The sequence below is a fragment of the Pseudomonas proteolytica genome, assembly GCF_007858275.1.
GTDB lineage: Bacteria > Pseudomonadota > Gammaproteobacteria > Pseudomonadales > Pseudomonadaceae > Aquipseudomonas > Aquipseudomonas proteolytica.
In genome coordinates this window covers 40,239-53,422 of record NZ_VFEV01000004.1, presented here as the reverse complement: position 1 = coordinate 53,422, position 13,184 = coordinate 40,239, and the positions used below count along the sequence as shown (strand labels likewise).

Genomic DNA, 13,184 nt, shown 5'->3' with positions numbered 1-13,184 from the left:
GGCCTCAGGCGATGGGTTGGTGGACGGTCACCAGCTTGGTGCCGTCGGGGAAGGTGGCTTCGACCTGGATATCCGGGATCATCTCCGGGATGCCTTCCATCACTTGCTCGCGACTGAGCAGGGTGGTGCCAAAGTGCATCAGGTCGGCCACCGTGCGCCCGTCGCGCGCGCCCTCGAGCAGGGCGGCGGAGATGTAGGCGATGGTTTCCGGGTAGTTAAGCTTCACCCCGCGCGCCAGGCGGCGTTCGGCCACCAGGCCTGCGGTGAAGATCAGCAGTTTGTCTTTTTCCCGTGGGGTCAGGTCCATGGTCAGCAATCCGTTTTGAAAAACAATTATTAACAACACAGGTCCAATGTGGGAGCGGGCTTGCTCGCGAATGCGGTGGGTCAGTAATGGATATGTTGACTGATACACCGCATTCGCGAGCAAGCCCGCTCCCACATTTTGATCTCATGTGTTCCAAATTCTTGGTGGTATGGCCTCACGCCCCAGCAATGCCGGGCGCAACAGCCGCCACAGATCAATCAACCAGGCCCGCGCCAGTAACGTCTCGCTGGCCAGGCAGCGCGCCACCAGCAAACCCGGCAGTTGGGTCAGGTCGCCACGTACTGCATGCGGCAGCGCACGGCATTGTTCAAGCAGTTCGGTATCGATTTCCCCGCTCACCAGCAACGTGGCAAACACCGGCTGCCCATCCAGGCCAATCGGCGAGTCGAGCAGGCCGTCGTCGCCCACAATGCGTTGGCGCTCATGCCACAGCAACTGGCCGTCGCGGCGGATATCCAGGTGCGACTGAAAGTGCCCACGGTCGAAACGCTCGCCACTGGCCGGGCGCCCTAGCGCCACCACGTCCCAGTAGAACAGCCGGGCGTCGCCTTCGAGGTTGATGCGCGTGCTGAGTTCGGCCTGGGCGGCGCTGAACACGATGGTTTCCTGGGGCAGCCACTCCAGGGTGGCGCCGGCCTCGACCGTCAACACCACCTGCTGGTAGGCCGGCCCGCTGGCGCGATACCACTTGGCGGCGCCGGGGCTGGTCAATTGCGCCCACGCGCCCTCAGCCAGATGGGCGGTGATATCCAGGCGATCCCCACCGGCAATCCCGCCCGGCGGGTGCACGATGATGTGCTGGCACACCTCGGGGCCTTCGGCGTACAGGTGTTTTTGCACCCGCAGCGGGCCCAGGTGGCGGCGCAGTACCGGGCGCGTGGTCGCGCCGAATCGTGCATAGCCCAACTCCAGCGCGGCGTGCCAGCTGGGGGTGAACAGGGCGGTGGGGGCAGGCACAGTCATGGTTTGGGCTTATCGACAAGACGCTACAGATTAGATGGTAACCAGGCCGCGTACACCCTCGGCCTCCATATTTTCACCACGGCCTTGCTGGACGATTTCCCCGCGGGACATCACCAGGTATTGATCGGCCAGTTCGGCGGCGAAGTCGTAGAACTGCTCCACCAGCAAAATCGCCATGTCGCCGCGCTCGGCAAGTTTCTTGATCACCGCACCGATCTCCTTGATCACCGAGGGCTGGATGCCTTCGGTGGGCTCGTCGAGGATCAGCAGGCGCGGACGGCTGGCCAGGGCGCGGCCGATGGCCAGTTGTTGCTGCTGGCCGCCAGACAGGTCGCCACCGCGCCGATGCTTCATTTGCAGCAGCACCGGGAACAGCTCGTAGATAAACGCCGGGACTTGCTTGGCTTCGCTGCCGGGAAAACGCGACAGGCCCATCAGCAGGTTTTCTTCCACCGTCAGCCGGCCGAAAATCTCCCGGCCCTGGGGCACGTAGGCAATGCCGGCGTGTACCCGCTGGTGCGGCTTGAAACCGGTGATGGCCTTGCCTTCCCAGTTCACCGCGCCTTCCTTGGCGGGCAACAGGCCCATCAGGCATTTGAGCAGGGTGGTTTTGCCCACACCGTTACGGCCGAGCAGGCAGGTGACTTCACCGACTTTCACGTCAAAGGACAGGCCGCGCAGGATATGGCTGCCGCCGTAGTACTGGTGCAATTTGTCGACTTGCAGCATGTTCAAACTCTCCTCAATTCCCTGTAGGAGCGAGCGTGCTCGCGAAAAACGCCAAGGCACCGCGGGCATTCAGGCTCGGCGCGTTATCGTTGACGATCTTCGTCGGAACGCCGCCCGGAGCCAAGCTCGCTCCTACAGAGAGCAATCCGCATCGGGTTCAGCGACCGAGGTACACCTCGATGACGCGCTCGTTTTCCTGCACCTGTTCCAGCGACCCTTCGGCCAGCACACTGCCCTGGTGCAACACCGTGACGTGGTCGGCAATCGAGCCGACAAAGCCCATGTCGTGCTCCACCACCATCAGCGAATGCTTGCCCGCCAGGCGCTTGAACAGTTCGGCGGTGAACTCGGTCTCGGCGTCGGTCATGCCGGCCACCGGCTCGTCGAGCAGCAACAGCTGTGGGTCTTGCATCAGTAGCATGCCGATTTCCAGGAACTGCTTCTGGCCGTGGGACAGCAAGCCGGCCGGGCGTTGTGCCGACGCGCTAAGGCGGATGGTGTCCAGCACCTCTTCGATGCGGTCCTTCTGTTCCCCGCCAAGGCGTGCGCGCAGGCTGGCCCATACCGATTTGTCGGTCTTCTGCGCCAGCTCCAGGTTCTCGAACACGCTCAGGGCTTCGAACACCGTGGGCTTCTGGAACTTGCGGCCGATGCCGGCCTGGGCGATCTGCACTTCGCTCATGCGGGTCAGGTCCAGGGTTTCGCCGAACCAGGCCTTGCCGTGACTGGGGCGGGTCTTGCCGGTGATCACGTCCATCAGGGTGGTTTTGCCTGCGCCATTGGGGCCGATGATGCAACGCAGTTCGCCAACGCCGATGTACAGGTTCAAGTCATTGAGGGCCTTGAAGCCGTCGAAGCTGACGCTGATGTCTTCCAGGGTCAGGATCGTGCCGTGGCGGGTGTTCAGGCCTTTGCCGGCGGCCTGGCCGAGGCCGATGGCATCGCGGCTGGTGCCCTGGTCGCGGTTCGGTTCGATGATCGGTTCGAGCATGAACTGGTCGGTTGCCGTGACTCTCATTGTTCGCCCCTTTTCTTCAACAGGCCGATGATGCCCTTGGGCAGGTACAGGGTGACGATGATGAACAGCGCCCCAAGGAAGAACAGCCAGTACTCCGGGAAGGCCACGGTGAACCAGCTCTTCATGCCGTTGACCACGCCGGCACCCAGCAGCGGGCCGATCAGCGTGCCGCGCCCGCCCAGGGCGACCCACACGGCGGCTTCGATGGAGTTGGTCGGTGACATTTCGCTGGGGTTGATGATGCCCACCTGCGGCACGTACAGCGCCCCGGCCAGGCCGCACAGCACGGCGCTCAACACCCAGACAAACAGCTTGAAACCACGGGGGTCGTAGCCGCAGAACATCAGGCGGTTTTCTGCATCGCGCAGGGCCGTCAGCACGCGGCCGAACTTGCTCCGGGCCAGGCGCCAGCCGATAAACAGGCTGCCCACCAACAGCAGCACCGTGGCCAGGAACAGCACCGCACGGGTGCCGGGTTCGGTGATGCCAAAGCCCAGGATGCTGCGGAAGTTGGTAAAGCCGTTATTGCCGCCAAAGCCGGTCTCGTTGCGGAAAAACAACAGCATCCCGGCAAAGGTCAGGGCCTGGGTCATGATCGAGAAATACACGCCCTTGATCCGTGAGCGGAAGGCGAAGAAGCCGAACACCAGCGCCAGCAACCCCGGCGCCAATACCACCAGGCACAGGGCCCAGAGGAAGTGTTCGGTGCCGACCCAATACCACGGCAGTTCGGTCCACGACAGGAAGGTCATGAACGCCGGCAACTCGCTGCCGGCGGCCTGGCGCATCAGGTACATGCCCATCGCGTAACCGCCGAGGGCAAAGAACAGGCCGTGGCCCAGGGACAACATGCCGGCGTAGCCCCACACCAGGTCCAGGGCCAGGGCGACGATGGCGTAGCAGAGGATCTTGCCCACCAGGGTCAGGGTGTAGGCCGAGACGTGGAATGCACTCTCTGCGGGCAACAGCGACAGCAGCGGCAACGCCAGCAGCACGGCGAGGATCACCGCGCCCACCGCAATCGTCACCTTGGGGCCGGCCTTTTGCGCGGCCGTGAGCATCAATGGCTGGTTCATCAGTCGATCACCCGTCCTTTCAGTGCGAAGAGTCCTTGCGGGCGTTTCTGGATAAACAGAATGATCAGCGCGAGGATCAGGATCTTGCCGAGCACGGCACCGATCTGCGGTTCAAGAATCTTGTTGGCAATCCCCAGGCCGAAGGCGGCCATGACACTGCCGGCCAGTTGGCCGACGCCGCCGAGTACCACCACCAGGAACGAGTCGATGATGTAGCTCTGGCCCAGGTCCGGGCCGACGTTGCCGATCTGGCTCAGGGCCACGCCACCTAAGCCTGCGATGCCCGAGCCGAGGCCAAAGGCGAGCATGTCCACGCGCCCGGTGGGCACGCCGCAGCAGGCGGCCATGTTGCGGTTCTGGGTCACGGCGCGCACGTTGAGGCCCAGGCGGGTCTTGTTCAGCAGCAGCCAGGTCAGCACCACCACGCACAACGCAAAGCCGATGATGACGATGCGGTTGTACGGCAGCACCAGGTTGGGCAGCACCTGGATCCCGCCCGACAGCCAGGCCGGGTTGGCCACTTCGACGTTCTGTGCGCCGAACAGCAAGCGCACCAGTTGGATCAGCATCAGGCTGATGCCCCAGGTGGCCAGCAGGGTTTCCAGCGGCCGGCCGTAGAGATGGCGGATCACCGTGCGCTCCAGCGCCATGCCGATGCCGGCGGTGACAAAAAACGCCACCGGCAGCGCGAGCAACGGGTAGAACTCGATGGCCTGGGGCACGTAGCGCTGCATCAGCAACTGCACCACATAGGTGGAGTAGGCACCGAGCATCAGCATCTCGCCGTGGGCCATATTGATCACGCCGAGCAGGCCGAAGGTGATCGCCAGGCCCAGGGCCGCCAGCAACAGGATCGAGCCCAGGGACATGCCGCTGAAGGCCTGGCCAAGCACCTCGCCCACCAGCAGCTTGCGCTTGACCTGGGCCAGGCTGGTTTCGGCGGCGGTGTGCACCCCGGCATCGGTTTCTACGCCAGGCGCCAGCAGCGCTTCCAGGCGCGTGCGGGCCAGTGGGTCGCCGGTGCTGCCCAGCAGACGCACGGCGGCCAGGCGCACGGCCGGGTCGGGGTCGACCAGTTGCAGGTTGGCCAGGGCCAGGCCCAGAGCGCTGTGTACCTCGTCATTGGTTTCGCTGGCGAGTTGCTGGTCGAGGAATTTCAGTTGCGCAGGTTGCGCGCTTTTTTGCAGGGTTTGGGCAGCGGCCAGGCGGACCTTGGGGTCGGCGGCGAGCAGTTGCTGGCTGGCCTGCACGTTGTTGATCAAGCCACGCAGGCGGTTGTTCAGGCGTACGGTCTTGGTTTCGCCGTTGACGCTGACTTGGCCTTGTTGCAAGGCGTTGACCAACTCGATGCGCGCCGGGTCGGGCTGGGCGGCCCAGTCTTGCAACAGTTTGGCCTGTTGCATGGGGTTGGCCGCGAGGAAGTCTTCGGCATCGCCTGCGTGTGCGGCCAGGGGCAGCAACAGCAGGCAGGCCAGGATGAAACGGTGGAGGGCAGTGGGCATAAACAAATGTCCTGGTCATGCACGGACTAGGTTTATGTGGGAGCGAGCAAGTCGAATCGTCGCACCGCCGCTCCCACATTTGATCTGTGTTGGGGCTTAGTTGCTCTTCACCGCGTGATCCGGCTTTTTGTCATTGCCAGGGATGTACGGGCTCCAAGGCTGGGCGCGGATCGGCCCTTCGGTCTGCCACACCACCGAGAACTGCCCGTCTGACTGGATCTCACCAATCATCACCGGCTTGTGCAGGTGGTGGTTGGTCTTGTCCATGGTCAGGGTGTAGCCCGACGGCGCGGCGAAGGTCTGGCCGCCCAGGGCTTCACGCACTTTGTCGACGTCGGTGGACTTGGCTTTTTCCACGGCCTGCGCCCACATGTGGATGCCGACGTAGGTGGCTTCCATCGGGTCGTTGGTCACGGCCTTGTCGGCGCCCGGCAGGTTTTTCGCCTTGGCATAGGCTTTCCAGTCGGCGACGAACTTGGCGTTGACCGGGTTCTCTACCGACTGGAAGTAGTTCCACGCCGCCAGGTTGCCCACCAGCGGCTTGGTGTCGATGCCGCGCAGTTCTTCTTCGCCGACCGAGAACGCCACCACCGGAACCTCGGTGGCTTTCAGGCCCTGGTTGGCCAGTTCCTTGTAGAACGGCACGTTGGAGTCGCCGTTGACCGTGGACACCACGGCCGTCTTGCCGCCCGCCGAGAACTTCTTGATGTTGGCGACGATGGTCTGGTAATCGCTATGGCCGAACGGGGTGTAGACCTCTTCGATGTCTTTGTCGGCCACGCCTTTGGAATGCAGGAACGCGCGCAGGATCTTATTGGTGGTGCGTGGGTACACGTAGTCGGTGCCCAGCAGGAAGAAGCGCTTGGCGCTGCCGCCTTCTTCGCTCATCAGGTACTCCACCGCCGGGATTGCCTGCTGGTTGGGCGCCGCACCGGTGTAGAACACGTTGGGCGACATTTCTTCACCTTCGTACTGCACCGGGTAGAACAGCAAGCCATTGAGTTCTTCGAACACCGGCAGCACCGATTTGCGCGACACCGAGGTCCAGCAGCCAAACACCACCGCGACCTTGTCCTGGGTCAGCAACTGCCGGCCTTTCTCGGCGAACAGCGGCCAGTTGGACGCAGGGTCCACCACCACCGGCTCGAGCATCTTGCCGTTCACGCCACCCTTGGCGTTGATCTCGTCGATGGTCATCAGCGCCATGTCCTTGAGGGACGTTTCGGAGATGGCCATGGTTCCGGACAGCGAATGCAGGATGCCGACCTTGATGGTCTCGGCGGCCTGGACAGTCCAGGTCATGCCCATGGCGGCAATGGATGCCGACAGAGTGAAAGCCTTTATCAAGCTGCGACGCTTCATGGTGTGGTCTCCAGAACTCAATATTTTTAGGGGGCAGGTAGGGCGCTGAGGGAGCGTTTGCAAAGGCTGTGCCTACTGCGAGTGGCCCCTGGTTATGCGGGGAGTCAGGCGTCTGGATCGCGAGCTGTGCACCAAGTCAGGGCTTGTTTCAGGTGTTGGTGCAGGGCGCGCGCCTGAACGGGGCAGGGTGTGGATAACTATCTAGCGCCCTGGGGATGGCGCCAGGGGCAAAGATCGCCTGACCCTGGCCAGCGTCTGGCCACGGCACATTTGAGGGGATGTCATGGAACGACCTAAACGCGGATGGTTCGGCGGTGGCCTGAAGTCCGATGTGGCGCTACCACCTGTGGGGCCTGCCTTTATCACCATGGACGATGCGGCCCGCTACGCCCACCGGCAGATCGGCAGCCGGCGTGCTATCGAGTATGGGGGGGTGATTCTGGAGCGCTTGTCAGATGGCTATTTCTATAGCACCGAACCTATTGCGGGGCAGCGCAATACTTTCGACTTCTGGGACGTGCTCAAGGTCGACAGCAACAGTCAGTACTTGCACCCGCAAGGCTATCGGTGCGTGGCCGAATATCACTCACACCCCGATATTTTCGACGCTTTTGCGGCCAATAATCCTGAGCTTTCCGAACGCCAGGCCAGGGCCTTGAACAGCTTCTTTTCGGATATCGACCTGAGCATCAATATTTTGGAGCGCGGCTTTTTTTCTGCTTCTTACCTGTCCGGTCCGGACGGTGCGCTGCTCAAACATGTCACCACGGGGTCGGAAGCGGAGCGGCGCTTTGGCGTGTGGTTGAAGAAAGGCCTGCACTTCGGCCATGAGGACGGTCCCCCCGACGTGAAACCTGAGAGCCTCATCAAGAAGCTGCTCAGCGTCAGCCAATTGTCCTTCGTGGTGCCCAGTGGTTTATGGGGCGGCTCGGTAGGTACAGTGCCCACGCAATGGCAGCCTTTTTCCCCGTTCGTCTCGCGCACCTACGACCTGCCGGCTTGCGGGGCTGTGCAGTCCGGGCTGGATGCCACGCTGGCATTGCTTGAACACCACCAAACGGCGTTTATCCTCAAGCACATCGATAAAGAAGATTACGTGCTGATCGAGCCGCTGGCCGGTGGCGCGGCGCCTGTGACCATTCAACAGCTTTTTGCACTGACCCCGGATGGCAATCGGGTGCAGCACGATCAGTTTCATTGGTACGGCGTTTACCAGGGACGCACCCCAGTGCCTGCCAGGCTCACCGCCCAGGAACCATGGTTGTACCGCAACTTTTTTGCTCCCGCCGAACTGGCAACCCAGCTTTATCAAGGGCACCAGTCCAAGGACTTGTTGGGGCCACAGCAGCGGCTGGTGTTCTATCGCAGTGTCAATGATGGAGCCTTGCTGCAATACACCTGTTCGTTCTCGGCGGCGGAGGCCGATCTTTTTCGCGTCGAGGCTGACGGTCGGGTGTTGGATAACCAGATCGATTCGGCGTTACTCGCCGGTACATTGCGGCCTCGGGCCTTTGTGTTGCGCGTGGCCGCAGCAGGGCATCTGACGGTCTTGCGCACGGGAAAAGTCTGGGACAGGAGCGGCCCAGTGGATGCTCAGTGGCGCGCGTTTTCATTGATTCCCAAACCGGTCTTGAGCCCGCCCTTCATCAGCGCTGACGATGCTGCCCGCTGGGCCCACGACCGGATTGGCAACCAGCGAGACAAGGAGTACGGCGGTGTCGTGCTGAAACAGGGAGTGCGCTATTTCGCCACGGAGCCGGTGGCCGGCATGGCCACTCAGTTTAGTTTTATCACCATCCTGGCCACCGATGAACATGATCACTTCATCGCCCCGCAATCTTATGAGTGCTACGCCCTCTATCACTCCCATCCGGCCAAGTCCGAGGGAGAGCAAGAACTGTTGACGCAACACCCCGCTGATCAGGTCGCTTTGTTTGTCAGCTTTTTTTCGTCGGCTGACGCGACGTTAATCATCGCTAATCGCACGTTTGCTTCGGCCCACTATCTATCGGGGCCGGGGGGCTCGTTGCTCAAATACTTAAGCAGCGGTTCGGCTGCAGAGCAGAAGCTGCTGGATCAGTTGACCGGTGAAGAACCATTTGAGCCGAACACTGAATTTGAGGCGGTGATTTGGAGTATTGCAGACGTTGGAGACCTGCGAGTGGTGCTGCCCAGTCGTATTTGGGGAGGTGTTCGCGGCCGTGTCTCCAAAGGGTGGCGGCTCGGTACGCCGGTCGGTCCTGCCAATGTCGTGCAGGAGCAGCCCTTCTTCACATCCGCCGCGAACACGGGGCAAGTGGCTGCGCTGATTGCACTGAACCAGATGGCCGCCTTGCCAGCCGGTGCGTACCAAGGCGTTGTACTCAAGCACAAGACCACGCAAACCTACGCCGCGACGCTGCCCGTTGCGGCCGGCACGAGCGTGGCAAGCCAGTTTCCGCTGCGGGCCGACGGTCAGCCAAGACTGCCGGCCAATTACCGCCTGGTCGGCATCTACCGCAATGCGCCGCCCCTTGATGCCGCGCAACTGCCCGTTCGGGAGGGTTGGCTGTACAGGCGCTTTACCAGCCCGAAATTGCTGGTGGAGAGCGTACAACAGGGGCTGGAAACCTTTGCGTTGCAGGTCGCCGGGCTGGGGCTGAAGTTGTATCTGCGCACCGCCGACGACGCATTGCTGCAATGGCAGGTGCCAGGTGCCGCGCCCGACAACGAACTGGTGACGGTGACTGGCAGTACGGTGACCGACAAAGGTAACCAGGCCGCTTTGCTCGACGGCTCGTTGTCTCCACGGGACTTCGTGCGCCGGGTGATCCGTGCCGGTGCGTTGTCGGTGCTTCAGCAGGGCGCGTTATGGCAAACCCAGGGACCGGTGTATGACAGCGAGAGCCTGCCATTGGGCTCGGTTCCCATGGTGTTGAGTGCGGCGTTCCTGACGGCCGAGGATGCCGCTCGCCATGCCCATGAGCGGATCGGCTTTCGCCGAGCGGCGGCCTATGGTGGTTATATCCTCAAGGGCCTGGATGGGCGATTTGTCTTCACTGAGCCGTTGACTATCCACGGCAATGGATTCACTGCCGACCTGCTCACGCCGGTTGCCGGTAATGGGGTGCTGGTACCGCCGCGAGGTTACGAGCTGCATGCGCGCTACGCCTCCCACGCCGCACTGTCGGCCAGTGACCGCGAGCGCCAGCAGCGGTTGAACTGGACGCTGACGGACCTGGAAGTCATGACCACGATGTTCTCGGATCAGGAACTCCACGCGGTGATTGCGTCGCGCCGGCCTGCCTACCTGAGTGGCTCGCCGAACAACCTGATCGGCTACGTCCCCGGCGGCTCGGCCAGGGAGGTGGTGGTGCAGAGCAACACCACCCGTGAGCCTGGCAAGCATGGGTATTTCGAGCGATTGGAAGCAGGTGCGCTCAAGCCGGCAGACATCGTTACCCGGCTGGCTGACGCAGGCGACCTGCAAGTGCTGGTCCGCAGTTCGTTGTGGGGCCCCCGTGGCCGGGTCTACAGCGACTGGACGCCTAACTTCGACTACGCCGATGTCGATCCGTTGAGCCCGGCATTCGGCGCGATTTTCAGCAGCCAGGATGGCGCGGCGCTCAATGCCCATTTGCGCTGGGCTGGCAGGAACCTGGATGCCCAGGGCTACATCGCCTATGTGCTCAAGCACCCAGAGGCGGATGAGTTTGTGGTCAGCGAACTGTTACCGGTAGCCCTCAGCGGGCGTTCGTTACGTGACGCCTCCAAAGGTGCCGGCTATCTGGCTGGTGGTGCTTTCGCCAGGGGCTTTACGGTGGTGGGGCTGCTCTATTCGCAGCAATGGCTACCGTCGGGGTTGCCGCCGGTCGAGGCCTGGCTGATGCGGTTTTTTGTCACCCCGAATGTGCTGATGCGTGCCGAAGACGACGCCCGCTCGATACCGCGCGCTTCAGCGACAGGCATTTTGCCGGTCTACCTGTCGACGCTGGACGGCGCCTTATTGCGTTATCAGCCACAAGTCGCGCCCCTGCTCACAGAGCCCCCTCAAGGTGAGGACGTGACAATCGAGGGCATGAGCCTGCGCAACGGCACGTTCGATACCGCCAAGTTTGTTTCATTGGTCGCCAAGGCCGGGGATTTGCGGGTGCTGTACAGCAGCCAGTGCTGGGATCGGCGAGGGGCGGTGAGCCGAGGCTCCGAGCCATGGCGACCCTATGCCAATTTCCTGCGCCGTCGTCTGGGGCCGGCCTTCCATCATCAGGACGATGCGGTACGCCATGTACAGTCGTTGTTGCTCCAGGGCAACGGCTTGATGGGCGGGGTGATCCTCAAGCGCCCCGACGGCCTGTTTGTGGCCACTGAGCCGCTGAAAGTGCCGCGTGAAGATTTCGACCCCAAATGGATCTTCCCGGATGAAGTGGTCAGCACGGGCGGCTTCCCCGCCGCCCACACCCTTGTGGGGCGCTACCGCTCAAGCCCGGTCCGCGAGTTGCCCTTTGCCCTGGAGACCCACCAGGAGCAGCTGTATCGCAATATGCCGTCCACTAGGGTGATTGGCGCAGCGCTTTGGGGGCAGGACGCCAGCTTGACTGACGAGTACCTGTTGGGCGCCGATCGCTGTGTGGTGAGTTACACCCGCAGCGGGACGCCATTGGAAGAGCAACTGAAAAAAGACCTGCAAGCGTTGGACCCGGTGCGTGCAGATCTGCTGGATAACCGCATTGAGCGGCAGATCCGCAAGGGCGAACTGACCCCCACTGAGTTTGTCACCCGCCTGGGCAAAACCGGGGTGTTGCGAGTGGTGCAGGGCAGCCCTGCCTGGGGTGTTCCACGCCGGATCAGTGGGGAGTTCATTGCGTTTCAGGTCGCGCCGTTGATGATCCGCAACGCCCTGGCAGACCCGGCGTTCAGTCCGCTCTTTGCCAACGAAAAGGATGCGATACGTTATGTCCATGAGCGCTGCCGACATGGCGAAAATCTACAGTTTGGCTATCTCTTCAAGTCGAAGAAAACCGCGCGTTATATGGCCAGCCTGCCGATGGTGCGCCAGAGCTATCGCGACTTCTGGCAAGTCTTTCCCAATGGCCAGTTTCCCCAGGACTATGGGCTCGAAGGTTTCTACCTGTGCGCCAGCAACGTAGCCCAGGCGCCCGCCGATGATCCACTGCGCCAGGCGTTCTTTGCGCCCACGGATATCGACACCGGCATTCGCTTCTCCCTGCATGGCTTGAAGGACAAGCGCCTGGGGTTGTACTTGTCGTGCCAGGACGGCGCCTTGCTCCACTATGAGTACCAGGGAACAGAGGCCCAGTTGGAGGATTTTGGGCGATTGGTCGAGGTGCGCCAGCAGTTACTGGAAGGCAAGCGGACCGTACTCAGTTACGTGCAGGACCTGGTGGCGCGCGGCGATCTGAGCACGCTGATCCAGGGGCGGGTGTGGACCACGCGCAATCGTGTGGATCAGTTCTGGCGGCCTGGCGTGGTCGAGGTCTTTGTCGACCCATGGGCGGCGGCATGTGGCCCGGTGTTCTCCCATGGGGATGATGCGGTGCGCTATCTGCAGCGGCAACTCTCGCCTTATCAGGATCAGCAGTACCTCGCTGCCGTTCTGGCCGACGCCACGCGCTCCTCGTTCCTGGTCACGCTCCCCGTGGCTCCTGGGGTTGGGCGCGCGCTGATTTTGCGGCTGTTCTACAGCGGCCCTCAAGGTCCCGTCCAACCGGTGGAGCCCCCGGCGCCAATGCCGGACTTCCCGCCAAACCATGGGGTTGTCGGGGTGCATCTGCTCTACAGCAGCATGCCTGCCACGGACAGCCTGGATCCAGCGGACCAGGCCCTGTTGCGCAATTTTGTGGGGCCGGAACTCATGAGCTATTTCATCTGGGTATTGCGTAGCTTGCCCCGTGAGTCCGCCGCTCTTTATCTCTCGTGCCAGGGCGGTGCGCTATTGAAATACGTGCCAAGTTTTATGCCCACCGAAGGCAAGACGCTGGTGACCGGGCCCACGGTTTATCCCAGCGTGTTTCTCAAAGGCATGGTCAACGCTGGCAAGCTGTTGGTCCTGGATAAAGACGGATTCTGGATCAACGAAGGGCAGTTGTCCGAGCAGCAGTTGGGATATGCCAATGGTCTGAGCCTGGAAGCGATCGGGGGGGATGAGCCGCTGAACATACGGGACCGGGATGAGCTGTAAGCGCAGGTCCGGTTTTTTCAGGGGGCCG

The 13,184-nt window shown here is 62.3% G+C and carries 8 protein-coding genes; 1 reads left to right on the top strand and 7 read right to left on the bottom strand.

Annotated elements, in window-relative coordinates; all coding sequences use genetic code 11:
- Positions 1–4: 4 nt before the first annotated feature.
- From FIV38_RS04295 to urtA, 7 genes are all read right to left on the bottom strand, one after another.
- On the bottom strand, positions 5–307 hold the full coding sequence (locus FIV38_RS04295) for an urease subunit gamma (protein ID WP_032862374.1): 303 nt from the start codon (positions 305–307) through the stop codon (positions 5–7).
- Between the two features lie 144 nt (positions 308–451).
- Positions 452–1,291 carry an urease accessory protein UreD gene (locus FIV38_RS04290; protein WP_092233123.1) on the bottom strand — a complete coding sequence of 280 codons (840 nt, stop codon included), beginning with the start codon at positions 1,289–1,291 and terminating at the stop codon, positions 452–454.
- Positions 1,292–1,321: 30 nt separating this feature from the next.
- The gene (gene urtE, locus FIV38_RS04285) at positions 1,322–2,020 is read right to left on the bottom strand and encodes an urea ABC transporter ATP-binding subunit UrtE (protein WP_029297740.1); all 699 of its coding nucleotides are present in this window, start codon (positions 2,018–2,020) and stop codon (positions 1,322–1,324) included.
- Positions 2,021–2,177: 157 nt separating this feature from the next.
- Positions 2,178–3,038 (bottom strand): urea ABC transporter ATP-binding protein UrtD, encoded by an 861-nt coding sequence (urtD, locus tag FIV38_RS04280; protein WP_029297738.1) that lies wholly within the window; start codon positions 3,036–3,038, stop codon positions 2,178–2,180.
- Positions 3,035–4,114 carry an urea ABC transporter permease subunit UrtC gene (gene urtC / locus FIV38_RS04275; RefSeq protein WP_029297736.1) on the bottom strand — a complete coding sequence of 360 codons (1,080 nt, stop codon included), beginning with the start codon at positions 4,112–4,114 and terminating at the stop codon, positions 3,035–3,037. The genes urtD and urtC overlap by 4 nt, the downstream gene beginning before the upstream one ends.
- Positions 4,114–5,616, bottom strand: a complete 1,503-nt coding sequence (gene urtB / locus FIV38_RS04270) for an urea ABC transporter permease subunit UrtB (protein WP_092233126.1) — start codon at positions 5,614–5,616, stop codon at positions 4,114–4,116. The genes urtC and urtB overlap by 1 nt, the downstream gene beginning before the upstream one ends.
- 96 nt (positions 5,617–5,712) lie before the next feature.
- Positions 5,713–6,978, bottom strand: a complete 1,266-nt coding sequence (urtA, locus tag FIV38_RS04265) for an urea ABC transporter substrate-binding protein (RefSeq protein WP_029297732.1) — start codon at positions 6,976–6,978, stop codon at positions 5,713–5,715.
- A gap of 283 nt (positions 6,979–7,261) precedes the next feature.
- Here urtA and FIV38_RS04260 point away from each other — a divergent pair, with 283 nt between their 5' ends.
- On the top strand, positions 7,262–13,156 hold the full coding sequence (locus FIV38_RS04260; protein ID WP_092233129.1) for a DUF4329 domain-containing protein: 5,895 nt from the start codon (positions 7,262–7,264) through the stop codon (positions 13,154–13,156).
- Positions 13,157–13,184: the final 28 nt, after the last annotated feature.